At 65.6% G+C, this 24642-nt stretch carries 23 protein-coding genes and 1 pseudogene; 11 read left to right on the forward strand and 13 right to left on the reverse strand.

The features are described 5' to 3' along the window. Positions 1 to 204: 204 nt before the first annotated feature. On the forward strand, positions 205 to 795 hold the full coding sequence (locus tag AB0L63_RS32415; protein WP_364508953.1) for a Tn3 family transposase: 591 nt from the start codon (positions 205 to 207) through the stop codon (positions 793 to 795). Between the two features lie 22 nt (positions 796 to 817). Here AB0L63_RS32415 and AB0L63_RS32420 read toward each other — a convergent pair whose 3' ends face one another. The 3 genes from AB0L63_RS32420 to AB0L63_RS32430 are packed head-to-tail and all read right to left on the reverse strand — an operon-like array spanning position 818 to position 3701. Beyond that, positions 818 to 1732 (reverse strand): NADP-dependent oxidoreductase, encoded by a 915-nt coding sequence (locus AB0L63_RS32420; RefSeq protein WP_364508892.1) that lies wholly within the window; start codon positions 1730 to 1732, stop codon positions 818 to 820. Between the two features lie 49 nt (positions 1733 to 1781). Beyond that, entirely contained in the window at positions 1782 to 2351 is a 570-nt protein-coding gene (locus AB0L63_RS32425) for an NAD(P)H-dependent oxidoreductase (RefSeq protein WP_364508895.1), read from the reverse strand. Between the two features lie 21 nt (positions 2352 to 2372). Further along, entirely contained in the window at positions 2373 to 3701 is a 1329-nt protein-coding gene (locus AB0L63_RS32430) for an MDR family MFS transporter (RefSeq protein ID WP_364508898.1), read from the reverse strand. A 226-nt stretch (positions 3702 to 3927) separates the two neighbouring features. Here AB0L63_RS32430 and AB0L63_RS32435 point away from each other — a divergent pair, with 226 nt between their 5' ends. The 3 genes from AB0L63_RS32435 to AB0L63_RS32445 all read left to right on the forward strand — a co-directional run bounded on the left by AB0L63_RS32435 (position 3928) and on the right by AB0L63_RS32445 (position 6924). Then, positions 3928 to 4596: a TetR/AcrR family transcriptional regulator gene (locus AB0L63_RS32435; RefSeq protein ID WP_364508901.1), complete on the forward strand. Its 669-nt coding sequence runs from the start codon at positions 3928 to 3930 to the stop codon at positions 4594 to 4596. A 129-nt stretch (positions 4597 to 4725) separates the two neighbouring features. After that, a complete protein-coding gene (locus AB0L63_RS32440; protein ID WP_364508905.1) occupies positions 4726 to 5670 on the forward strand; it encodes a site-specific integrase in 945 nt (314 codons plus the stop codon). Between the two features lie 513 nt (positions 5671 to 6183). Then, positions 6184 to 6924 (forward strand): NAD(P)H-binding protein, encoded by a 741-nt coding sequence (locus AB0L63_RS32445; RefSeq protein ID WP_364508907.1) that lies wholly within the window; start codon positions 6184 to 6186, stop codon positions 6922 to 6924. 162 nt (positions 6925 to 7086) lie between these two features. Here AB0L63_RS32445 and AB0L63_RS32450 read toward each other — a convergent pair whose 3' ends face one another. Further along, the gene (locus tag AB0L63_RS32450) at positions 7087 to 7641 is read right to left on the reverse strand and encodes a hemerythrin domain-containing protein (protein WP_364508909.1); all 555 of its coding nucleotides are present in this window, start codon (positions 7639 to 7641) and stop codon (positions 7087 to 7089) included. A gap of 116 nt (positions 7642 to 7757) precedes the next feature. Between AB0L63_RS32450 and AB0L63_RS32455 the strand changes: the two genes are divergently transcribed. From AB0L63_RS32455 to AB0L63_RS32470, 4 genes are all read left to right on the forward strand, one after another. Beyond that, positions 7758 to 7910: a hypothetical protein gene (locus AB0L63_RS32455; protein ID WP_364508912.1), complete on the forward strand. Its 153-nt coding sequence runs from the start codon at positions 7758 to 7760 to the stop codon at positions 7908 to 7910. A gap of 224 nt (positions 7911 to 8134) precedes the next feature. Continuing rightward, complete coding sequence (locus tag AB0L63_RS32460; protein ID WP_364508915.1) at positions 8135 to 9613, forward strand: NAD(P)/FAD-dependent oxidoreductase; 1479 nt, start codon at positions 8135 to 8137, stop codon at positions 9611 to 9613. Beyond that, positions 9610 to 10494 carry a short-chain dehydrogenase/reductase gene (locus AB0L63_RS32465; RefSeq protein ID WP_364508917.1) on the forward strand — a complete coding sequence of 295 codons (885 nt, stop codon included), beginning with the start codon at positions 9610 to 9612 and terminating at the stop codon, positions 10492 to 10494. The genes AB0L63_RS32460 and AB0L63_RS32465 overlap by 4 nt, the downstream gene beginning before the upstream one ends. A 13-nt stretch (positions 10495 to 10507) precedes the next feature. Beyond that, positions 10508 to 11131: a TetR/AcrR family transcriptional regulator gene (locus AB0L63_RS32470; protein ID WP_364508919.1), complete on the forward strand. Its 624-nt coding sequence runs from the start codon at positions 10508 to 10510 to the stop codon at positions 11129 to 11131. Here AB0L63_RS32470 and car read toward each other — a convergent pair whose 3' ends face one another. After that, positions 11132 to 14611, reverse strand: a complete 3480-nt coding sequence (gene car, locus AB0L63_RS32475) for a carboxylic acid reductase (protein WP_364508922.1) — start codon at positions 14609 to 14611, stop codon at positions 11132 to 11134. Positions 14612 to 15167: 556 nt separating this feature from the next. On the opposite strand from car, the gene AB0L63_RS32480 reads away from it, so the two are divergent. Beyond that, entirely contained in the window at positions 15168 to 15992 is an 825-nt protein-coding gene (locus AB0L63_RS32480; RefSeq protein ID WP_364508925.1) for a sigma factor-like helix-turn-helix DNA-binding protein, read from the forward strand. Positions 15993 to 16103: 111 nt separating this feature from the next. Here AB0L63_RS32480 and ilvD read toward each other — a convergent pair whose 3' ends face one another. The 5 genes from ilvD to AB0L63_RS32505 form a co-directional block, all read right to left on the reverse strand. Further along, on the reverse strand, positions 16104 to 17810 hold the full coding sequence (ilvD, locus tag AB0L63_RS32485) for a dihydroxy-acid dehydratase (RefSeq protein WP_364508928.1): 1707 nt from the start codon (positions 17808 to 17810) through the stop codon (positions 16104 to 16106). Positions 17811 to 17912: 102 nt separating this feature from the next. Next, positions 17913 to 19118 (reverse strand): MFS transporter, encoded by a 1206-nt coding sequence (locus tag AB0L63_RS32490; RefSeq protein ID WP_364508931.1) that lies wholly within the window; start codon positions 19116 to 19118, stop codon positions 17913 to 17915. 94 nt (positions 19119 to 19212) lie between these two features. Next, the gene (locus AB0L63_RS32495; RefSeq protein ID WP_364508934.1) at positions 19213 to 19686 is read right to left on the reverse strand and encodes a hypothetical protein; all 474 of its coding nucleotides are present in this window, start codon (positions 19684 to 19686) and stop codon (positions 19213 to 19215) included. A gap of 590 nt (positions 19687 to 20276) precedes the next feature. Further along, complete coding sequence (locus AB0L63_RS32500; RefSeq protein WP_364508937.1) at positions 20277 to 21389, reverse strand: alpha/beta hydrolase; 1113 nt, start codon at positions 21387 to 21389, stop codon at positions 20277 to 20279. A 76-nt stretch (positions 21390 to 21465) separates the two neighbouring features. After that, positions 21466 to 22122 (reverse strand): hypothetical protein, encoded by a 657-nt coding sequence (locus AB0L63_RS32505; RefSeq protein WP_364508940.1) that lies wholly within the window; start codon positions 22120 to 22122, stop codon positions 21466 to 21468. An 18-nt stretch (positions 22123 to 22140) separates the two neighbouring features. On the opposite strand from AB0L63_RS32505, the gene AB0L63_RS32510 reads away from it, so the two are divergent. Beyond that, positions 22141 to 22377 carry a hypothetical protein gene (locus AB0L63_RS32510; protein ID WP_364508942.1) on the forward strand — a complete coding sequence of 79 codons (237 nt, stop codon included), beginning with the start codon at positions 22141 to 22143 and terminating at the stop codon, positions 22375 to 22377. Positions 22378 to 22427: 50 nt separating this feature from the next. Here the strand turns inward: AB0L63_RS32510 and AB0L63_RS32515 are convergent, their stop codons facing one another. Next, the gene (locus AB0L63_RS32515; protein ID WP_364508945.1) at positions 22428 to 23228 is read right to left on the reverse strand and encodes a VOC family protein; all 801 of its coding nucleotides are present in this window, start codon (positions 23226 to 23228) and stop codon (positions 22428 to 22430) included. A gap of 135 nt (positions 23229 to 23363) precedes the next feature. After that, positions 23364 to 23540, reverse strand: a complete 177-nt coding sequence (locus tag AB0L63_RS32520; protein ID WP_364508947.1) for a hypothetical protein — start codon at positions 23538 to 23540, stop codon at positions 23364 to 23366. Positions 23541 to 23806: 266 nt separating this feature from the next. Here AB0L63_RS32520 and AB0L63_RS32525 point away from each other — a divergent pair, with 266 nt between their 5' ends. Continuing rightward, on the forward strand, positions 23807 to 24283 hold the full coding sequence (locus AB0L63_RS32525) for a hypothetical protein (protein WP_364508950.1): 477 nt from the start codon (positions 23807 to 23809) through the stop codon (positions 24281 to 24283). 74 nt (positions 24284 to 24357) lie between these two features. Here the strand turns inward: AB0L63_RS32525 and AB0L63_RS32530 are convergent. Continuing rightward, positions 24358 to 24480, reverse strand: a pseudogene (locus AB0L63_RS32530) (acyl-ACP desaturase); the annotation flags it as partial. Between the last annotated feature and the right edge of the window lie 162 nt (positions 24481 to 24642).

Genomic DNA, 24642 nt, shown 5'->3' on the forward strand with positions numbered 1-24642 from the left:
CCGGCGAAGTAGGTAGTGGGGAAGATCCCAGTGGCGTTCGCTGGGGACACCCGACCCCGTTCGGCCCTTGCGGCCGGGCGGGGTCTTCGGCTGTTGAGGTGCGACCGGAGTACGTCAGAAAGGGGCAATGGACGCTGACGACGCTGGTTCGGTCGCGGCGATCGGGCTGGTCGTTTAGGGTTTCGCTGCGGATGGGTAGATGCGCTGTTCGGTGACCACGTCATCGACTGGGACCTCATCGAGAAACATTGGGAAGATCTGCTGCGGACCGGGATCTCGATCCGGGAAGGACGATTGTCGTCGGTGACGCTGCTGCGCCGGCTCGGTAACCATTCCCGCAAGAACCGCCTGTACAAGGCATTCCGGGAATTGGGTCGCGTCATCAGGACGATCACGCTGCTGCGGTTTCTGTCCGAACCCGAACTGCGCCAGCAGATCACGGCGATAACCAACCGGGTGGAGGCGTTCCACGGGTTCGCGGCGTGGCTGATGTTCGGTGGGAAGCTGATCGGCCACAACGACCCCGACCATCAGGAACGGGTGGTGAAGTTCAACGAGCTGGTCGCCAATTGCGCGATCTACTCCACCGCCCTGGACATCACCGATGCCGCGAACGCGCTTGCGGCTGAAGGGCATCCGGTCGATCCCGATGACCTGGCGACCATCACCCCCTACATCACGCGCACGATCCGCCGCTTCGGCGACTGGGTACTCAACCTCACCCCACCCGACGGGGAGCCGGTCACCCGCCTGGACCTCGAACCGCGAGCCCTGTTCCCCACCGGAACAGCCTGACATTCGCACCGGGGCTGTCAGTTCAGTCGGTGGTCAGCACGATCTTGCCGCGGACGTGACCGGTCTCGAGGTCATGATGTGCAGCTGCGGCTTGGTCAAGAGGGTAGGTCGCCGAGATCAAGATCTGCAGCTCGCCTTTTGTGTGGAGGTCGGCGAGTGTGGCCAGGGTCTGTGTGGAGCGGGCGCCGCGGAGTCGCCGGATTCCGAATTTCTGGGCGGCTTCGGCGTCGACGGTGGTGCCGATGCGGTCTTTGTCGGTGACCAGTGCGATGGAGGCGGTGATGGCCTCGCCGCCGGCGAGGTCGAGGGCGGCGTCGATTCCGTTCGGAGTCAGTGCCCGCGCCCGCGCGATGAGCCCGTCTCCGTAGGCGATCGGGATCGCGCCGAGGGAGCCGAGGTGGTCGTGATTGGCCGGGCTAGCGGTGCCGACCACAATGACGCCGGCCGATCGGGCGAGCTGCACCGCCATGGTGCCCACTCCGCCGCTGGCCCCGTGGATCAGCAACGTTTCTCCGGTGGCGACGCGGAGCTCGCGTAGGGCGTTGTAGGCGGTCTGGCCGGCGGCCGATAGGGCACCGGCGGCCTCCCATGGCATGCCGGCCGGTTTGGCCGTGATTTGGTCAGCGCCTACGACGACGTACTCGGCGTAGGCGGCGGCTGAGGTGAACCCGAGCACCTGGCTGCCGTCCGCAAGTTCCGTCACACCGTTGCCTACCTGGTCGACCACGCCCGCGAACTCGTTTCCCAGGGTCTGTGGGAAACGCGCGGGAGCGATGTCGGCGAAGTCGCCGCGGCGCATCTTGTAGTCCACGGGGTTGACACCGGCTGTCTTGACCCGGACCCGGACCTGCCCGGGCCCCGCCTGCGGCGCGTCGACGTCGATCTGGTGCAGGACCGACGGGGGTCCGTAGGCGGAAAACACCATTGCTCGGGCCATGACCGATCTATCTCTTTCGGTTCGCTGTCTCTTCATCGGCGGTGATGGGTCAGCAGCCGTACGGCTGAGTTGCGCGTGCCTCGTGCAGGACGCGGGTCCACCAGGTGAGCCGGTCGAGGAGGGTCTTCGCGGCCTTGTTCACGTCGTCCGGGTCATGTGGAACGCCGTGTTCGTCGAACTGGTTGTGGGCCATGTGGAAGCTCACGGTGTCGCGAATTGTCACGGCGTGCAGTTCGGCGAAGACCAGCCGCAGTTGCTCCACGGCCCGCAGGCCGCCGGCGATCCCTCCGTAGGAGACGAATGCGACCGGCTTGGCCTTCCATGGGTGGTAGACGGAGTCGATGGCGAGTTTGAGTGCGGCGGGGTAGCCGTGGTTGTACTCCGGGGTGATGACCACGAACCCGTCTGCGGCGTCGATGCGGGCGGCCAGGGCGTGCACCGCTGGGTCGTCGCAGTCGAACGGTGGCTGCTGCACCGGCCGCAGCGGCACGTCGCGCAGGTCGATGACGTCCAGGTCGAGGTCTGCACGCTGTTGCGCCTGGTCGGTGAACCAGCGGGCGACGGTGTCGCCGAAGCGTCCCTGGCGGGTGCTCGCGACGATGATGGCGATACGGAGCATGATCAGGTTTCCTTACGAGAGTCATCGAGTTGTCGTGCGGGGCAATAGCCAGGCCGGGATGAGGGCGATGAGGGCGAATCCGACTGTCCACCAGAACGTGTCACCGAACGCGCCGGCCAGGCCGGAGGGTGTTGTGACGCCGGTACTGGCGCGTTGCAGGATGACGGCCAGGACGGCGGTGCCGAACGACCCGCCGATGCGTTGGATGACGCTGGTCAGACCAGTCGCACCGGGGATCTGATCGCGGTGCAGCCCCTGGTAGGCGCCAGCCATCATGGCGATCCCCGCAGCACCCAGACCCATCCCCCGTACCAGAAGTGTGATGATCTGCACGAGGTCTCCGGTTCCGGACCAGGTGAGGGGGATGGTGGCCATGACGGTCACGGCCAGACCGGCCAGGACGACCGGGCGAGGGCCGACGCGGTCGTTGAGCCGTCCTGCGATCAGCAGCGATAGCGCGGTGCCCAGCCCTTGCGGGGAGAGCATGAGACCGGCCTCGGCGGCCGACAGGCCATGGACCCGCTGGTAGTACAGGGGCAGCAGGAACATGGGACCGAAGATCGAAGCCCCGGATAGGAACGTCAGGATCGCGACGAGCCCATACGAGCGGATGCCGAGGAGCGAGAGGTCGAGCAGAGGGGTGATCCTTGCTCGTAAGGCGTGCCAGGTGAACGCCCCGGTCAGGGTGATGCCGATGACGAGGCTGGCAATGACGCTTGCGTTGCCGATGCCCCGGCCGGTCTGCGACAGGCCAAAGATCAGTGCCGCCAGTGCTGGCGAGAGCAGCGCCAGCCCGATGACGTCCAGCGGCGGGCGTCCAGCCGGGCGTTCGCGCGGCATGCCACGCCAGGCGAGCAGCAAGGCCAGACCGACGATCGGCACGTTGATGTAGAACACCCACCGCCAGCCCGCACCGTCGATGAGCGCGCCGCCCAGGACAGGACCGATGATCGGCGCCAACTGCCCCGGGATGGCCACGAGCGCCATAACGCGGCCGAAGCGGGACTGCCCGGCCGCCTGGGCCAGGATGGTCTGCGCCAGCGGCAAGATCATCCCACCGGCCAGGCCCTGCGCTACGCGGAAGACGATCAGGCTTCCGATCGACCAGGCCAGACCGCACAACATCGAGGCGACAACGAAGACCGCCAGAGCAGACATCCACATTGTCTTGGCGCCGAACCGTTCCACCGACCAGCCCGTGAGAGGGATTGCCACCGCCATCGCCAGCAGGTAGGCGCTCGCAACCCACTGGAGCGTCGGCAGGGAAGCATCGAACTGACGGCCGAGACCGGTGATCGCGACACTGAGGATCGTGGTGTCCAGCAAGGAGGCCAGCGCGCCCGCCACCACGATGCCCGCAAGCTTGAGCAGTGCAGGATCCAGCCGGCCAGGCCCGGCGCTCATGGCAGCGTCCGGGTCATGAATCGCCGGTGTCACCGCCCGGCCTTCCGATGGGAAGGCCGGGCGCAGAAAACGACTCGACGAGAAAACAAGCTGATCACGAGTGTAAACTACACGGTGCAGACTACCTATGTAAACTGATCAGTGCACGCACGCGCCTCATAAGGAGCCGTTCATGACACAACAAGCGCTCGGCGCCCGCGGCCTGCTGGCCGAGAAACGCCAGGCCATCATCCGGGCCGCCCAAGAGGTCTTTCTACGGGAGGGCTTCGCGCGTTCCAGCGTCGATACCATCGCGGCTACCGCCGGGGTCTCGAAACGGACCATCTACAACCACTACGCCGACAAGGAGCAACTGTTCCTGTCGGTCATCGAGGAGACCATCGCACCGGTCACCAACCGGTTCGCCGAGATCGCCGAACGGCATCTGGGGACCATCAGCGATCTGGAACGTGATCTGATCGCCTTCAGCCACGATTGGGTGCACATGACGGTCTTGTTCCCTGAGCACGCAGCCCTGCTCCGGCTCGTCATCGCCGAGGCCACCCACTTCCCGCACGCAGTCGATACCTGGCGCCGCACCGGAGCCGACCAGAGCCGACGAACGCTCAGCGAACATCTCCGCCGGATCGCTGACCAAGGACTCCTCGACATCGACGACGTCGACGAAGCCGCACGCCACCTCACCGCCCTGGTCTGCAACCCACCGCAGGGCCTCTCGTTCTTCGGCACCCTCCCCCTCACTGACACAGACATCGACGCCCTCGTCGCCAGTGCGATACACGCCTTTCTCCGGATCTACAAACCGTCTGACAACGCACCTGTCGCCGCACCTACCGGATAACAGCCCATTATCCGGTAGCCTGAACCACAGCGAGGAGCGGCGACCAGCGCGAACACCGCACCGCTGACTGCACGACTCGTGCACGTTATCCGGTAGGTCGATCGAGCAAGGCGGATCATGGCGGCAACGGTGACCAACTTGCAACCCCGGCGATGCCCAACCCCCCAGACCGGCGGACCGACGGTGCGCGCCGCCATCGACGCCTTCCTCGACACCCCGAAGATCAAGAGCAACGCGAACACATTGCGCGCCTACACAAACGCGCTCGACCGGACCGCCGAGGCGATCGGTCCCGGCCGCAAACTCGCCGACGTGGACGACACCGAGATCGGCGACGCGCTCACCGAACTGTGGGGCCAGACCAAGCCGGCGACCTGGAACCGCAACCGCGCCGCGGTCGGCTCCTGGCTGGCCTGGTGCGCGAACAAACAACACTGGGCCAGCCCCGCGCTGCCCAGCTCGGTGGAGCGGCAGCGCGAGAACAACGACGACACCAAGGCCGTCTCCCGCGCCCGCATCGACCGGCTCTGCCGTCGCCGCGACGCACCGCTGCGGGAAAAGACGCTGTGGCGGATGCTGTATGAGTCCGCCAGCCGCGCCAGCGCGGTGCTCGCGCTGAACATCGAGGATCTAGACCTACCCAACAAGCAAGCCAAGATCACCGCCAAAGGCGGCGACATCATGTGGATCACCTGGGGCACCGACACCGCCCACCTGCTGCCCCGCCTGATCGCCGGACGTGAACGCGGGCCACTGTTCCTGTCCGAACACCGGCCCGGCCCGCACCGCCACGCCACCACCGACCCACGCGACATCTGCCCCGAAACCGGCCACACCCGACTCGGCTACGACCGCGCCCGCACCCTGCTCGCCCACTACAGCAACGGGCTACGACTGCACCAACTCCGCCACTCCTCGGCCACCCATCTCGGCGAGGCCAACGTCTCCGCCAACGTCATCATGGCCAAGACCGGCCACAAATCCCTGCGATCGGTACAGCGCTACGTCAAACCCGGCCTCACCGCCGTCCACCAAGCCACCGAAACGCTGTCCAGCCCCCGCCGACGCGGCTGACCCGCTACAGGACCCAGTTGGCGCCTGGCCCTAGCTTCGGAGTTGAGCCTGGCTTCTCTCGCTCGCCGCTGCCGCGCAAACCTGTTGACCAGCGCAGTCAGACCTCATTGCCCCTTTCCGGCGTACTCCGGTCGCACCTCCTGTTCGGTGGTCGGGATCGCGGCCTGCCGCCTCGGTTGCGGCGACGCCGGGCGCGATCCGGTGGCCACCACCGAGGTGCGATGTCACCGGCCGAACCGCTAACTCGTGCCCGGCCTCGGCGACGAACTGTCGTTCGCGGTCAACGACGTGCCGTGGAGTCGCGCAGTCGGAGTCCGAATTTCATCAGTCTCCGACAGGCACATTCGATCACTGTTTTGCTGGTGGGATGCAGGGTAGCCGACTACTAGTGCCACGGACGCGGGAGAAAGGAGGTTTGGGCCGCCGCAGTGCACAGGACTTCGGACATCAAGGCAATCGACCTGTATGAAGAACCTCCGGCATGCCCGGTGGCACGCCTTGAAAGGGGAAACCATGAAGCTCGTAGTCATCGGCGGTACCGGACGGATAGGCTCACAAGTTGTCCAGAAGCTGATCGCAGCCGGACATGAGGCCGTCCCCGCGGCACCGTCCACCGGTGTCGACCTGATCACCGGGAAGGGCTTGGACAAGGCGCTGGCGGGCGCCGACGTCGTGGTCAACGTGGCGAACTCGCCGACCTTCGACGAGGCGTCGGTGGACTTCTTTCGCACCTCCATGAACAATCTGCTCGCGGCAGGAGAGCGTGCCGGTGTCGGGCACCAGGTCGTCCTCTCGATCGTCGGTGTGGACCAGGTGCCCGAACTGGGCTATTACCGAGCCAAGACCCTGCAGGAGGACCTGCTCCGGCGTGGTCCGACGCCGTACTCCATCGTGCGCGCAACCCAGTTCTTCGAGTTCATGGACGCGACCTTGTCCTGGACCTCCGACAGCGACACCGTCCGCCTGCCCGCGACCCCGATCCAGCCGATGGCCGCCGCGGACGTCGTCGACGCGGTCGTCGAGGTTGCCACCGGCGCCCCACTACAAGGGATCCGCAACGTCGCCGGTCCGGACGTCTTCCCTCTCGACGAACTCGGCAGACTCACCCTGGCGGCCGAGCACGACAGTCGCACCGTGATCACCGACGACAAGGCTGGCATGTTCGCAGCCGTCACCGGCGATGTACTCACCGCAGGACCGGACGCATACCTGGCACCCACGCACTATCAGGACTGGCTCCAGACGGCCCACTGAACCAGGAAAACGACGTCGGACTCGTCGACCCCTTCCATACATGACCGATCTCGTCGATCGGTACCACACCGTCGGCGTCGCCGCGATCACCGCAGTCGCCGCCGAACTCGGTGTCCCCACCACCCGCACCGCACCGGTATCCAGCTGCTGCCAGTAATAGTTTCAGTGCGAGCGCATGTCGCGCAGGGCGTCGCGCACTCGATCGAATACGGCCAGCGGCGGGCTCGTCACGAGGTTCGCCAGGCCGGTCTCACCCGCGTGCGGATGCGGTCGGGTCGGGGCGAGCTTCTCGGCGGCGCGCACCATGCCGGCCCAGCGTTCGAGTTGGTTCACCGAGAACTGTTTGCGCAGGAAGGGGAATTCCTCGGTCTCCTCATGTGCGGCATGCTCGGTGACCTTATCGGCGAATTCGGCGAGCTTGGCATCGAAATCGGGATGGTCGACGCCCAAGTCGTACAGTTCGGCCAGCGCGTGCTTCACCGCGTTCTCCTCGGCCAATCTGGGCCTGATGATGTCGTCGGCGCCGAAGGACGCGCGCCGCGCCACCGAGTGCACAACCTCCTCCTCGGCGGTTTCGTGCACCGCGAGCAGGCGCACCAGCTCGGCGAACAGTTCCCGCTTATCGTCCTGGCCCGACTTCAACTTGTCGAGCAGGCGCCGGATCTGCTCATGCTGGGCGGTCAGCAGATCGATCGCATTCTGATCCAGCTTTCCCATCGCGCACCTCATTTCTGCGGCGGAGTACTACACATCTTCCTCCGAAGGCCGACCAGCGCGCCACGGGCAAACCCGCCGACGGGCCGTTTGCCGCGCGCCCTGCGTAGGTCGGCAATGTGGACCATGCCGGAGCTCCTTTACGCGATGCCCTGGCCGAATACCATGAATACGATCTCACCCCGCCGGCCGCGGACGACCGGGTGCGGCGAATCCTCGGCGTCGACGCCGCCGACAGCTCGATGCGGACAGTTCGCATGGTCGCGGACTGACACACCGACCTGCGAACTTCGGCGACTGCCTACGCATACGCACACGCTGTCCATCCACGCGCGGCCCGCTGTGGAACCGAGCGCGGAGCCCTCGATCCGACCCGTTGAGCTGCGATGACACCGCTCGGCCTTGACACCTGACCCACCGTAAAGGAATCATCTGATTCCATTGGAATCGACCGATTCCAATGCTTTCGAGTGCGGACTCGTCCGCAGGAGTGCAGATGGACCAGCCGACGACGCGACCCGACCATGTGCCGATCGTTGTCATCGGGGCCGGGTTCGCGGGTATCGGGTTGGCGGTGAAGCTGCGCGAGGCCGGGTTCCGCGACTTCGTCATCCTCGAACGCGGTTCCGACCTCGGTGGCACCTGGAGCGCCAACACCTATCCGGGCTGTGCGTGCGACGTGCCTTCGATGTTGTATTCGTATTCCTTCGCCCCGAACCCGAATTGGTCGCGCCGCTACGGCACCCAGCCGGAGATCCTCGACTACTTGCGCGGTGTGGCGAATAAATACGATGTACCGCAACATATTCGGTACGACACGGAAGTACTCGACACCGGGTGGGACGAGGCCGCTGGACGGTGGTGCATCCGTACCGGGCGAGGGTCACTGACCGCCGATGTACTGGTTTCGGCGATCGGACCGTTCAGCGAAGCACAGATCCCCCGCCTGCCCGGGATCGCGAATTTCACCGGCACCCAATTCCATTCGCTGCACTGGGATCACGACCACGAGCTGACCGGTGAGCGGGTCGCGGTGATCGGCACCGGCGCGTCCGCGGTGCAGTTCATCCCGGAGATCCAGCCCATCGTGGCACGCCTCACGGTGTTCCAGCGTTCGGCGCCGTGGATCGTGCCGCGCATGGATTGGGCGACCAGCACCGTCGAGCGCACGCTCCTGCGCCGAATGCCCTTGCTGGGCAAAATGATCCGCGCCGCGTACTTCACCGGCATCGAGGGGTTCGGGCTGGTCGGATTCGTGGACAAGCGGTTCCGCCATCCGTTCGAGGCGCTGGGTCGATTGCAGCTGCTTCGGCAGGTTCCCGATCCGCGACTGCGCCGGAAGCTGACGCCCGATTACATGATCGGCTGTAAACGCGCGATCTTCTCCGACGCCTACTATCCCGCGCTGTCCAAGCCCAATGTCGAGGTGGAGACCGCCGGGATCGCGGAGGTCCGGCAGCGATCGATCGTCACGGTCGACGGCACCGAACACGAGGTCGACACAATCATCTGGGGCACCGGATTCGGTGTGCCGCCACGGATATTCGAGGCGGCACACGACACCGCGGGGCGCACCCTCGCACAACTGTATCGCGAACGCCCACAAAGCTATCTCGGCACCACCGTCACCGGATTCCCGAACTTCTTCACCACCCTCGGCCCATTCGGCGCGGCCGGAAACCAGTCGGCGATCTTCATGATCGAGGCCCAGATCCGTTACATCGTCGACGCGGTAAAGAATATGCGCGACAAAGGACTTCGTCGTATCGAGGTGCGTCCGCAGGTACAGCGGGACTTCGTCGAGGAGATGGAGCAACGCAGCCGAGACACGGTATGGGTCACCGGCGGCTGCCGCAGCTACTACCAGACCGCCGACGGTCGGCACAATGCCGGGCTGTATCCGAACTGGAGCTTCGAATACGCCAGGCGCACCATGCGATTCGATTCCGACGCCTACCTGATCGAGGCATCATGAACTTGCTGCGGCTGCTGCCGACCGATGACACCTTCGACGTGGCCGACAAGGTGGTGGTGATCACCGGCGCCGCACGCGGCATCGGTGCGGAACTGGCGCAGATCTTGCACCGTCGCCGCGCCCGGGTCGTCATGCTCGACCTGGATGAGGCCAAGGTCCGCACTACCGCATCGCGATTGGGGTCGCGTGCGGTCCCGCTGTACGCCGATGTCGCCGACCGCGACAGTATGGTCGCCGCGATGGCGGCAATCCGTGACCGCTTCGGCCGCATCGATCTCGTGGTCGCCAATGCCGGCATCCCCCCGACGCCCGCCACGCTGCGCACCATGGACCCCGCCGATTTCGACCGGGTCATCGGGGTCAACCTGACCGGCGTCTTCAATACCGTCCGACCGGCCCTCGACGATATCGTCGTCACCGGCGGACACGTCGTTGTGGTCTCCTCCTGCGCGGCATTCGCGCCCGGTATGGGCGGGTCCCCATACATGATCAGCAAGGCCGGTGTAGAACAGCTGGGCCGCGCACTGCGGGTCGAACTCGCCGCCTCCGGCGCCACGGCCGGGGTCGCCTATTTCGGCATCGTCGACACCGCCATGACCCACCACACGCTCGACAACGACGAATTCGGCCGCGCCGCCGACGCCAAGCTGCCCTGGCCGCTCAACCAGCGCATCAGCGCCGCTCAGGCCGCGCTGGCCATCGCCGATGGCATCGCGCACCGGGCCCCACGCACCATCGCACCCCGGGTCTGGGAGCCCTACTCCCTGCTGCGCGGCGCCATCAATGTGCTGATGGACCAGTACCTCAGCACCGACGAGCAACTGCGGGCGCTGCTGCGCAAGCTGGAACAACGCCAGCGCGGCGAGTCCAGCGGCGCATGACATGATCCAAACCGTGAGTTCGTCCGCCACCACCTGGCGCGGCAGCACCATGGCCAGCCGCGCCGCCGAGCGCCGCGAGCAACTCGTGCGCGCCGGCTACGCGCTGCTCGGCGGCGAGGGGGCGGCGGCGACCACGATGCGGGCGGTGTGCCGTGCAGCGGGCCTGAGCCTGCGCTACTTCTACGAGAACTTCGCCGATCGTGAAGCCCTGCTCATCGAGATCTACGACCAGACCGCACAGGGCCTCGTCGATGCCGTCGCCACCCGGCTGAGCGATGCCCCCGTCGATGAAACCGCCCGTGCCCGAGCGGCTTTCGACGCCGCGGCGCAGTATTTCGCGGATGATCCGCGCCGCGGGCGGATCATGTTTCGCGAAACCCTGGCCGATGACACACTGCGCGCTCGCGGTACCGACGCACTGCCCGCCTTCGTCACGCTCGTCGCCGCCCAACTCGCACCGGAGCAGGCCGCGCGCTTCACCTCCGCACCGGGCCGGGTACCGCTGCCGGTCAGCGCGATATCAGGCGCGCTCGTCGCACTGTTCCTCGATTGGCTCGACGGCGATGTCGAGGCCAATCGCGATCAGGTGGTCGACTACGCCACCCGACTCACCATCAGTATTCTCGAGCTCAGCTGACTACAGCAGTCCACGCAACCGCAGATCGCTGACATACTTCTCGACGAGTGGGGGCGTCAGATGCGGAATATCTTGTTCGGCACCGATTTTCGCTGCTCGCACGGCCGCGGTGAAACCGCTTGCCGGGAGCGCGGCGCCACGGATCGGCCGATCGGGTCGGCTATAGGCGTGCAGTAGCGGTAGCAGCGAGGCCTGGCGCTGTTTCTCGGGAAGCCCGCGCAGCGCGGTTTCGAATCGGCGCAACCATTCCTGATAGTCATCGATCCGCCGGATGGGATGGCCGGATTCGATGAGCCAGTCGACGAATTCGTCGAGGGAGATGCCGTCGTCATGCGGATTGAGGACGTCGAAGGTGCGGAAATCGGTGCGCGCCTCGGTGCCGATGGTGGTGATCGCCGCTGCGGTGAAATCGACGGGCAGCCCGTCGTAGTGTGCGCGTTGGCGTTTGCCGTCGGCATCGGTCTCGTAGAAGGAGTACGGGGCGATGCCGGTGGCCACGAGGCTGAGCAGCAGTCGGGTGAACATGTCCGGAACGTTGAGCTGGCCGCCGAATCGGCTGTGCGCCAGGATCATATCGGATCGGAAGACAGCGACCGGAAGTCCGCACAGATCGTGCGCCTCCCGCAGCAGGACCTCCGCCGCCCATTTGCTGTTGCCGTAGCCATTGGCGTAGCTGTCGTCGATGGCGCGCGTTGGGCTGAGTTCCCGGATATCGCCGTCCTCCTCGAAGGACGCTGGCGGGATCTGGGCGGCGACGGCCACGGTGGACAGATACGTTACGGGCTTGATCCGCGAGCTTATGGCCAGGCGGATGATTTCCGCGGTACCGACCACATTGGGTCCGAACAGCTGGTCGTACGGCAGGACATGGTTGACCAGTGCGGCGGGGTGCACGATCATATCGACGGTATCGGCCAGCCGATGCCAGGTCGCATCGTCCAGGCCGAGATTCGGTTCGCCGATATCGCCAGGCAGCACTTCGAGGCGGCGGGCGGCTAGCTCGCGATAGTGCCGCAGCAGCTCCGGATCACCGCTGTCAAAAGCCGCTTCGAGCCGTTCCCGCGCTGCCGCGGCGTCTTTGCCTCGGATGATGCAGATGAGCGTGCCGCCCGACTTGTCCAGTCGCTCCAGCCATTCCAAGCACAGGAAGCGGCCGAGGTAACCGTTGGCACCTGTCAGCAGCACCGTCCGAGTCTCGGTCGTGTGCGGGAGAGTCGTTGCGGCGGACAGTGTTTGCGGGTCGATGAACTTGTCGAGTGTCAGTTCATCGGCACGTGCGAGTCCGGCGTGCGTGTGGACCGCGGCGAAGGTGGGCCGGATCGCGCCACCGCCCTGCGCCGACTCGATGTACTCTGCCAACTCCCGCAACCCGTTGGCCGGGCTGACGATAACGCCCACCGGCACGTCGACGGCTACGATATCGCGGAGCAGATTCGAAAACGACAGCGCGGACAGGGAATCGCCGCCCAGATCGGTGAAATGCGCATCCGGTCGCAGATCGGTTGTCGCACAACCGAGCAAGGCCCGCGCGGCTCGGCTCACGGTTTCCAGAACCGGCAAGTCGGCGGCTTCGCGACGTAGTGCGAGCAGTTCGTTCGTTTGTCCTTCGGCCAGTTCGGTATAGAGCTGCTGCAGCCGCTCGCCGTAGCGCTCGATCAGTTTGGGACGCAACAACTTGCCGATGCCGGTGAGCAGCCCGTTTTCGGTGGTGAAACGTTCGGTTTCGATGAGGAAATCACGGGGGATCTCATATGACTCGAGATCGGCCTCCTTGGCGATTCGCTGTAGCGAATCACTCAGTGCCGCTTTGGGGTCGGCGAGGTGCAATGTCTCCTCGGTCGGGACGACGACCGCGAGCAGATAGGCGCGTTCACTGCTGCCGTATACGAAGATCTGCTCGAGCAGCGGGCTGCTGGCATAGACGGCTTCCAGGCGCGCGACCGCGACGAATTCGCCTTGGGACAGCTTCAGCACATTATTGCGGCGGTCGAGGTAGACGAGTTCATCGGGGGCGAACTCGGCAACGATGTCGCCCGTCCGGTAGAAACCGTCCGCATCGAAGATCTCCGCGGTGACCTCGGGACGCTTGAAGTACCCGGGAATCATGGTGGTGGTCTTGAGCAGCAGCTCACCGCGCGGATGCGGCTGGTCGGTACCGAAGTATCCCAGCTCCGGCACGTCCACCAGCTTGTAGTCGAGCACGGGTGGACGGCGGATCATATGGTCGACCATGACGGCGCCGCCGGCCTCGGTCGAACCGTAGCCATCGTGCAGGTCCATCTCGAGCACCGACTCCATGAAGGTTTTCATCTCGGCGGCCAGCGGCGCACTGCCGACAATGGCCGAGGTGAATCGGCCGCCCAGGAAGTCCTCGCGCAATTCGGTTTTCACCGCACGGTCGAGTTCGGCGCGGTCGATACCAGGCTCCGAACGACGTTCCATTTCGCTCTGATAACGCTGGAAGACCATATCGCACACGCGTGGCACGAAGAACACCTCGGACGGCCGGACGAGCCCGAAATCCTCGAACAGCGTGGAAATATCGCTCTTGGCCGTGAAATACGCGGTGCCGCCACGGGCCAGCACTCCGTAGAGCGATAGACGTCCGGCTACATGGCTCATCGGCATGTAGTTCAGGCTGATTCCCGCGACCTCGGGCTGGGCCATCCACATCGCGGCCACCAACCGGCTGGTGTACATGGCGCCCTTGGGAGTTCCGGTGCTGCCGGAGGTGTAGATCAGCAGTTCCAAGGCGTCGTCGTCGGGTACGAACAGCGGTGCGGACGGCAGGGTACGACCGCGTTCGAGAACCGACTCCAGCGATTCCACCACAATCGGAGTGTTCGCCAGGCGACTGCGAGCGGATTCGAATGCGGCGCGCTGATCATCGTCCTCAGGGTGGTAGTCGAAGACCACGAGGCGTTCCGGCGCTGGTCCGGCGAGGACGCATTCCACTGCGGTAGCGAGGTTTTCGGGGGTGGCGGCGAGGATACGCGGTGCGGTCTCGGCCAGGATCGCGGACAATTGCTTCGGCGCGGCGCCGGCCTGCAGCGGTACAGCGACCGCGCCGAGATACAGGCACGCCAGATCGAGCGTGGCGTAGTCGCCGCTGGTGAAGCCGAATGTGGCGATGAAGTCGCCTGCTTCGATGGGGTTGTCGGGATTGTGCTGCCAGGCTGCGGCGATCGCACCGACGCGCGCCCACAACTCGCCGTAGGTGATGGTCGCGAATTCGGGCAGCGGTCGCAGCGTGCACCGTCCCGACTCGTCCGTGATGGGTTCGAGGACCCGATGCCCGAGCGCGGGGCGATCGGCGTAGGCCGCCATGACCGTCGCCACGATCTGTGATGGCCGCATTCCAGGTTCTCGGATCGCGGCGGAAGTCTCCGGTATCGGTCGCGCGTCGCGAATGTCCGGATAGGTGGCATACAGGTCGGCGATGCGGCTCATGACCGATTCCATACGCGTATCGATAATCATGCCAGCCTCCTTCGGTCGCATGCCGACCGTCGGTCTTTCCTGCAGATTGAAGACGCCTGTATTCAGTAACATGTTAGCTTGGCTAAATATTCCAGGGCAATACATATTCGGTAACGGGCCTGGTCAGATAAGTGCGCCACGCGGCGCCATGCGATCCGGACCATCCCGCTCCCCGAGCTTGTCGAGACGCTAGTCGGCGGTCCACTCTCCATTGTGCGCGGCTCGTCGACGAGACCATCCGAATCCGCGGACACACCCATGCACGGCGCGTATTCATCGGCGACAGGCGGCTCAGTTCATCCACCGGGTCAGCGTGGTGTCGTAGGCGAATGCGCTCGATGCCGCTTGCGATCGGGCGTAGAGCCGGGTCGGATCCGCCGGACTCCATGCGGGAATGCACCGAGCGGACAAGGAATCCGTGGTCCCGGGCAGCGGCACCGCAAAGTTGGGCGCAAAATGGCATGCCGTGCAATATCGCATTTGATGCATGTGCGCATAAAGCGCTGTGCCGCATGGAATGCCGAACCGCCCGGCTCGACCGATCGCTCCCCCATAGGTGGACGAGCTGATCCAGCAGATCGCGGGCGGCAGGATCGTCGGCACAGTGCGCATTGACCGATCAGGCGTAGGCGAACAGGGCGAGGGACGCTGCGGACAGGATCAGGTAAGGCAGGGGGTAGGCGAGGTCGGTGTACCACTTGGCTCGGATGATGGCGATCTCTGCGCCGAGGAAGTAGAGGACCAGGCAGCCGGCGGCAGTGAGGCCGCCCACAACCGCGATCCGGAAAGCGAAGCGCTGCTGATCGATGCGGTCGGACGCGCGCTACTGGTGGTGCTGGATACGCTCGGTCCCGATGAACGGGTCGCGTTCGTGTTGCACGATATGTTCGCCGTGCCATTCGATCAGATCGCGCCGATCGTCGGGCGCACCAGTGCCGCCACCAAGAAGCTCGCCAGCCGCGCCCGATCTCGCGCGCACGGCGATGCGACCGCAACCACCGCCGAACTCGCCGAACAGCGGCAGGTCGTGGACGCCTTCCTCGCCGCCGCCCGCAACGGTGATCTCGACGCACTGCTCGCCGTCCTGGCGCCCGATGTGGTGCGTACGGCCGATCCGGCCGCGCTGCCTGCCGGGATGGCGCCGGTCGCACGCGGCGCGCAAGCGGTCGCACGCGAGACCGTCATCCTGCGCCGCCGCTCCCAGGTCGCCACGCTCGCGCTGGTCGATGGCGCGGTCGGCATCATTGTCGCTCCGCGCGGCAAACTGCTACTCGCACTTGTGGTCCGGGTCGAGGACCACCGAATCGCGAGCTACGAGGTGATCGCCGATCCCGCTCGCCTGCGGCAGCTCGATATCGACGTGCTCCCCGAATTGCCCTGAGCCGGCGGTGATCCAGGCCACCAGAGATGAGTCCGCATCCCGCTACGCGGCGATACCGACGACTGCGCCCTCCGGTGCGGGTGTCAAGCGTGGCGACCGAATGCTCTTACTTCAATCGCAGACAGCCCCGAACGATGCCGAGCCGACCAGCTTCGAATATTTGGCGAGCACGCCGCGGGTGTAGCGCGGCGGCAAGGGTTTCCAGCCGTCGCGGCGGCGGTCGAGTTCTTCGGGGGCGATGAGCAGGTCGAGGGTGCCCGCGGCGACATCGAGGCGGATCTGGTCACCGTCGTGCACGAACGCGATCGGCCCACCATCAACCGCCTCGGGAGCGATATGGCCGACGCAGAGACCGGTGGTGCCGCCGGAGAAACGCCCATCGGTGAGCAGCAGCACGTCCTTGCCGAGGCCCGCACCCTTGATGGCCGCAGTGATCGCGAGCATCTCGCGCATACCGGGACCGCCCTTTGGCCCTTCGTAGCGGATGACCACCACATCGCGCGCCGCGATCGTGCCGTCCTCGAGCGCATCCATCGCCGCCCGCTCGCGATCGAAAACCCGTGCCGTACCGGTGAATACGTCGGAATCGAAACCTGCCGATTTGACCACCGCGCCGCCGGGCGCGAGCGATCCGGCGAGGATGGTGATACCACCGGTCGGGTGGATCGGAGAAGCCATGGCCCGCACCACCTTTCCGTCCGGATCCGGTGGCGCGATGGTCGCCAGGTTCTCCGCGACCGTGCGACCGGTGACGGTCAGGCAATCGCCGTGCAGCAGCCCGGCGTCCAGCAGTGCCTTCATCATCACCGGCACGCCGCCGATCCGGTCGACGTCGGTCATCACGTGCCGCCCGAAGGGTTTCACATCCGCGAGATGCGGCACCCGGCGGCCGATGCGAGCGAAGTCCGCCAGTTCCAGCTCGACTTTCGCGTCGTGCGCGATCGCGAGTAGATGCAGTACCGCATTGGTGGACCCGCCGAATGCCATCACCACCGCGATGGCGTTCTCGAAGGCCTCCTTGGTGAGGATGTCGGCCGTCGTGATCCCCCGCCGCAGCAGTTCCACCACCGCCGCACCGCTGCGCCGCGCGTAACCGTCGCGGCGCCGATCGGTCGCGGGCGGTGCCGCACTGCCGGGCAGCGACATACCCAATGCCTCGGCCGCGCTCGCCATAGTGTTTGCGGTGTACATGCCGCCGCACGCGCCTTCACCAGGACAGATAGCCCGTTCGATGGCGTCCACATCCGCGCGACTCATCAAACCGCGCGAACAGGCGCCGACCGCCTCGAACGCATCGATGATCGTCACTTCGCGCTCGCTGCCGTCGCTGAGTTTCGCGATGCCGGGCAGGATCGAGCCCGCGTACAGGAACACACTCGCCAAGTTCAGCCGCGCCGCCGCCATCAGCATCCCCGGCAGGGATTTATCGCATCCGGCCAGCAGCACCGAACCGTCAAGCCGCTCGGCCTGCATCACGGTTTCCACACTGTCGGCGATGACCTCCCGCGATACCAGCGAGAAATGCATGCCCTCGTGCCCCATGGAAATGCCATCGGAGACCGAAATGGTCCCGAACTCCATCGGATACCCGCCGCCCGCGAATACTCCCTCCTTGCACGCCGTGGCAAGCCGGTCCAGCGACAGATTGCACGGCGTGATCTCGTTCCACGAGGAGGCCACGCCGATCTGCGACTTGCCCCAGTCGCTGTCGTCCATGCCCACCGCCCGCAGCATGCCGCGCGCAGCCGTCTTCTCCAGGCCATCGGTGACGTCGCGACTGCGCGGCTTGATATCGGGACCGTTCGGATCATTCACCATGGCCACATCATTCCCCGCCTGCATCCGCACCGCTGCCGACCACGCGGACAGGCCCGCGATTCGATCGCCGCCAGGCCGTTCGGACTCGCCATCGACCGCGGCCTACAGCGCGGTCGCGCCGCGCTTCACCCTGGCGCCGAATGTTCCTCCGCCGACGAAGACGAGCAGCGCCACCAGTTGTATGGCAGCGGTGACGCTGACGACGGCGGTCAGGGAACGGGTGTAGAGCAAGCCCAACAGCGCGGATCCGGCGAAGGCGGCCAGGCCCGAACCGGCGGCGAAAACACCGTAGGCGGCACCGCGTCGATGCGCCGGGACCAAGTCGGCGACGGTGGCGCGGAGTGTCGATTCTTGCACGCCGAGCACGGCACCCCAGAGCAATGCGCCCACGACTGCGGGAATCGCATTGTCCTGAAAGGCGAGTGGCGGGATGAGGGCCGTCAGTACCGGCACCGCTATGAGGATTCGGACACCGAGGCGGTCGTAGCACCAGCCGGTGAGCAGGGCGGCGATGGCATCGACGGCCATTGCCGCGGCGTAGACAACCGGGATGACCGCCACCGGGACGACTTGGTGGGTGGCCAGGTGGAAGGCGAGCAGGCCGAAGCCGGCGAAACCTGCCGTCGTCGCGGCCGCGAAGGTCAGGTAAGTCCAGAATTGCGACGACAATCTGGTTGGCACCGTTGCGGTTTCGGTTGTGCGCACCGCCGGTTCGTATGCGGCCGGATTCGGCACGCGGGCCCACAACCGCGCCAACGCCACCAAGACGGCGACACCGGGTATCGCCAGTGCGTAGAACGCAGGGCGCAAGTCGCCCGCCGAAAGCACAAGTATCCCCGCGACGACGAGCGGCCCGACCAGCGCACCGATCTGGTCGAGTGCCTCGTGTACCGCGAACCCACGACCTCGACCGACAGCCGCCGCCGCATGCGATATCAGCACATCCTTCGCAGGACTGCGCGCCGCCTTACCAGCCCGCTCCGCGATGACGAGCACCCCGGCCGACCACAGCCCGGTCGCCAACCCGAGCAGCGGAACCGAGGCGACGGTCAGGGTGTAGCCGCCGAACGCCAGCGGCCAGTAGGCGCGCGTCCGATCGGTCAGCGCGCCGCTCACCAAACGACCGGCGAGCGCGAATGCCTCACCCGCACCGGTGATCACACCCACCAGAACAGCGCTCGCGCCGAGCGAGGCCAGGTACGGGCCGGTGACCGCGCGAGCGCCCTCGTACACGATATCGGCGAGCAGACTGACCACACCGAATCCGACGACGAACCGCCAGGGATTCATCGCCGTTGGTCCGGGCATGACCGCCGACACGCTCAGAGAATAGCGACAATTCCCGCACCGGAGCTACTCGAGCGATGCCGCCGAAGGTCTTTATTCCCGCCCACGGGGCGCGCTAGCCTCGAACGCTCGCGAAGCCCATAGGCGGCGTAGGCGACGGACCCGTGCGCAACACCGGGCGGAAGTCAGGAAGTGCGGGCAGCACATCGGCATTGCGGGCGGCATAGCAGCGCACGCGCGGGAGCGCCCGGGTTACCTCGGCCCGCTCCACCGGTTCGGCATCGATGAACCCGATGGTGTCCAATTCCAGGCCGAGGGTGTGTGCGATCCGCAATACCGACGCCGATTTGCGGCCCCAGCCGATCTCGATCGCCGAGAACGTGTCGTAGAGCCCGTGCCGGTAGAGCTTGTTGAGGGTGAGGTAGCGGTCGCTACGGCTGGCAACGGCATGCCAGATGCCGCGCTCGCTGAGCTTCCGCAAGGTGCGCAGGGCACTGGGGCGTGGTGCGCCGCTGGTCGCGTCGCAGACGACACCATCCCAGAGGGTGTTGTCCAGTTCCCAGACAAGACATCTCAGAGCCGGTGCCATCGCCTGCCCCTATCGGTTGGTCATCACTGCCTCTCCTGCCGTGTCGTCGGCGGATGGGCTACTGCGAAAACCATCCAGCGAACGGCACGTGCCGGACAAGCCCCCGCTTCCTCGGGCGCCCGTTCGACCGTGGTGATACTACCGGTACCGCCCGCGAACGCTCCTGCCAAAAGCAGTAGTAGCGGCCAACGAGCCGCGCATAGACTCGAGCGGGGGTGAATCGTCGGATCAAGAACGAGAGCCGAACGTCGCTGTCACACAGGTAGGTTTGGCGTGATTCGGGTGCTTCCGCGATTGTCCGCGCCTTTCTGGCTACCATCTGCGTGGACTGTCCGCGCTTCGGATATCCGGTTACGCGCGCCAGTACCGAAGTCCGATCGGCCGTGTAGTCCTCGATCGGATCGGCCACGCGCGCACCGGAATCGCTGATCGGGGTGACCATCCACCCCGGCGCGAGCGCCGAGGCGGTCGAGGAGTTCTCGATAGAACTCGATGCGTGGTTTCGAGCAGCGCATATTCTCGCCGCCGGTGCGGAAGGTGAACCCAGGGATACGACATAACGAGCCCCCATCGCCGACATCCACGGGTGTTCAGGAGGGTGTCTTCGGTGCTCCGTCGGGTAGGCCCGCGAGCGCGGTGAGGCCCATGCGTAGGGCACCCGACGCTTCCAGCAATACTTCCCTGGCGATTGGGCTGATACCGGTGGCGTTCACGAGGCTGTGTATCACCCCGGGGTGGCGACGAATCGCGGTCGGCACCCCGGCCGCGGCGAGTTTCCTTGCGTACGCTTCGCCTTCGTCCCGCAACACGTCGAATCCCGCGACCGCGATGTATGCCGGTGCCACACCCGAGAGATCATCTTGCAGTAGCGGCGAAACGCGCGGGTCGGTCACCAATGCCAGGTCGGTCAAGTAGTGGTTCTTGTACCAGTCCATGACGGCCTCGGTGAGGAAGTAGCCGTCACCGAAGAGCCGATAGGACCCATGTTTGGTGGACACATCCGTGATCGGCATGAAAAGCAGTTGAAATGCCGGGACCGGCGTCGGTGACTTCCGCGCGGCCAGCGCGGTCTGCTGTGCGATGACCGCGGCCAGGTTGCCGCCCGAGCTCTCACCGCCGACACCGATCGCATGGGCGTCGATGCCGAATTCGAACGCGTTGGCCGCGATATGAGCGAATGCGGCGAGCGCATCGTCCAAGCCGGCCGGAAAGGGATGCTCAGGTGCCAGTCGATAGTCGACGGCGATCACCATCAGGGACGCGTACCGGGCGAGGTAGCGGGCGACCGAATCGCTGGCGCTGAGATCGCCGAGTACCCATCCCCCGCCGTGGTAGTACACCAATGCCGCGGCCGGGCCATCGATCCCGGACGGGCGGTACAGCCGGGCGGGAATCTCGCCGGCCGGGCCTGGAATGGTTATGTCGTGCACGGTTTCGACCGGTAGTTCGTCACCGAAAACCCAGGCCTCCGACGTGGCCTGAGCACGGGCTTCCTCGACGGGCAAGCGGTCGAAGGACTTGGTGACCACGAGGTTCAGCAATCGCACGCCTGCTTGGGCGTCCAGGTCGAGCTCTTGGTCGTCGACGCGGATCGGTTTGCCCGCGATGAGGCGCTTCACACCGACAGGTAGTAGCGAAGTCCCGCGGGCAACACCGCGTGCGATGCGCTCTGGAAGGGTGTGGGACTGCGTGGACAGATCCACGCAATTATTCTGAGCTATCCGTGTTACGACCACAACAGCCCGAGCACCGGCAATGGCGCGGTGTGAAGTTCGCCGGTCAGGCGTTCGGCGGGGCGGGTGTTTGCACGGCTATTTCGCCACCCAGTTCGTAGCCGCGACTCAGCTGCAGTCCGTCGCCGCTCCAGAAGCTCCCGGGGTCGTACCAGTTGGGGCTTCGGTGTTGCGGCAGCAATCCCATCGACTGGTAGGTCGCCGCCACGATCTCCGCGCAGTACGCGCTCTCCAACTCCTGGACAGCTGCTCGGCGCGATCGGCGACGGGGCAGGCGTGCGCGGCCGCGTAGCCAGCGTCCGGCGAGAGCGGCGGTGGAGGGAAACGGGGTGCCGTCGAGTCGAGCGATGGTGCGCAGCAAGCTGTCTTCCATCTCCCGCGTTGCCGGACAGTTCAATTGGCGCAACCAGGCCTGCTGACCATAGCGGTATGCCCACACCATTACCGCGTCACGCAGGTTGTGTAACTGGACGCCGCGGTGCGCGACGCCCGACCACATATCGGGCAGAGATCGGCCGAGCTCCGCATGCCAGATCAACGCGGGCAGATCGTCGAGCACCACCGACATACCGACATGGTTCACCGGACTGTTCGTCGTCATCCGAATCGCCCGGTCGGCCGCCGAATGGCCACGGAACAGCCAGATGTCGCCGGTTCTGGTGAGCTCGAGCGCCCGATCGAGACTGATGCTCGTCCCCGTCATGGACGTAGCGTATGCGGTATGAGGTGGTGGAAGACAGTGGGATTGGCGGGTGCGGCCGGTGTGGTCGCGACCGGTGTGGTGGTCGTGCGCGCTGAGCGCCGTCGCCGTGCCTACACTTCGGACCAGGTCCGCGAACAACTGCACGTGCGATTCGCTCAGGCGACCTCGGCCGAGGCGACCGCCGAAACCGTTGCTCCAGTACCTCGCGACGCGGTCGGCATCCGTACGTGTATCCGACGTCTGTTTCAGCGCTGACCACAGGGCCCCGCCGCGGCGGGGCCCTGTGACGGCTGCTGCGACACTCACTACTGCGGCATATCGCCCACCATCACATTGGTGTCGATGATCCCGAATACCTCGCCCTGCGGCGCCGCGACGATCGCCATCCGCCCCGCGGGCGAGTCGGTGGCGGGCATCAGCACCGTCGCCCCGAGTTCGACGGCCCGCTCCGCCCCGGCGTCGACGTCGTCGAACTGGAACCAGGCCAGCCAGTGGCTGGGCACGGGCTCGCCGGGCATCACGGTGTCGTCGTTCATGCCGCCCGCGGGCTCGTCGCCACCGCGCGGGGTGAACATCGCGTAGATCATGTTCTTGCCGTCGCCGATATCGGCGTAGGTATAGCCGAAGACGTCGGCATAGAACTTCTTCGCGGTCGCCAGCTGCCGGGTGTGCAATTCGTTCCAGCAGTAGGCGCCGTGCTCGTTGTAGACGGCGGCGCCGTTATGCGCGCCGGCCTGCCAGACGCCGAATATCGCGCCGACGGTGTCGACCCCGATGAACATGCGCCCGGCGTCGAGCACGTCGAACGGGGGCATGGCCACCTGGCCGCCGGCCTCGGCCACCTGCTCGGCGATCGCGTCGACATCGTCGGCGGCGAGGTAGGTCGTCCACACCGAAGGCATGCCCGCCTGCGGCTTGGGACCGATTCCGGCTACAGCGTTCCTGCCCTTCGATCCCATCAGATATCCGCCGGCCTCATCCCCGCCGCTTTCGATAGTCCAGCCGAACAGACCGGCATAGAACTCGCTCGCCTTCACCGGGTCGTCGACCTGACAGTCGACCCAACACGGGGTGCCCTCGGACCACGGTGTGCTTCGAACAGGCATCGGTATCTCCGTTCACTCGTCGGTTGCCTGGGGTCGCGGGCGGGCGTGACGATCCCACCCGAGATGATGCAGATCACACTGCCTTCTAGTAGTGAACCAGCATCTTCGGCCGCCGTCCTGAAGTTTGCTGAACGTTCACAGGTCGCACGCACGCCGGATCGATCCGGACATCCGAATGCCCACCGCGCCGATTGTGCGGATCGGCTCGGCACGCACGCCGTTGTTCCGCCATGCGAGCATCGCACCACCATTCCATTGGGTATCGCGTTCGCGGCTGTCCTCGTCGGTCGACCTCGGCCACGAAACCCCCATCGACCGCATCCTCCCCCACCGGACCGCACCCACCCCGACCACATTCACCATCTCCCCGACCCCACCAACGGCTCCCTCCCCACCCGCTACATCCGCCTCGAACTGACAACTCCAACCCCGCGCCCCAACCTCCGAGAACTCGAAATCACCGCCCCCCGAACCTGATCGGCATCCCTGGGCGCGGCTGGTCAGACGACCGCCATGCATTGCCATCCCATCGGTTCCGGTCCACAATACGTGCACATCAGGGTGATTCGGGTTCTAGCATGAAACGGGTGCGTCAGCTACTTGCGCTCTTACTTCTCCCACTCGCCGCCTGCGCCGACCCGACACCGACGCCGAGCACACCGACCATTACCACTACCGAGTACGTCCGTACACCGGCGGACTGTTCGAAATTGGAGCTGACCGCGCTCGTCGTCGAACTGGGCCACGGCTATATTTTCGGCACGCATGCCGAATGGCTGCCCAAGGGGCAGTTCGTTCGGATCCGAGTGGCGATTGCCAATGCCGACAACACATTTCACACGACCCGCACCAGCGACTACGAACTCGACGACGCCGCGGGCACCGCGCATCCGGTCAGCAACGATGCCATGGCCATCAAACGTCAATCCACCGAGGTGACGATCGGTGCCGGGAATCGACTGGAACTCGATCTCTGGTATGACATCCCACTCGACACCGCCCCGAAACTCCTGCGCGACAACGTCTGTGCGACCATCACCACGCTCCCTGGTTGACACTCGACCTTCAGCGCCATATGCAGGTTCTCGTCGGCGGCAATTCTTTGCAGAATACACTCGACGATGGGCTCATTACAGGCGCCGTCGGTATTTCTGTGACTGGTCGGCAGTTCCTGCCACATCGCATATGCGGCAGAACACAGGAACTGCGATCCCTTCTCCGGTTTCGCGACACCCGATGTAATACGCGCCATTCTGGCCCGGACGAGGGTCACCGGATCCACCACACCAGATAATCGCACATGACGATCGCATGACGGTTTCCCTAAGTTTGTAGTGTCTGGGGTTGATGCCCTGGATGCCCAGGGCGGTGGGGTGTAGCTGATGACTGTTTGCCTCTGTTGTGGCTCGGGAGG

It is taken from the genome of Nocardia sp. NPDC051990 (genome assembly GCF_040680755.1).
Classification (GTDB): Bacteria; Actinomycetota; Actinomycetes; order Mycobacteriales; family Mycobacteriaceae; genus Nocardia.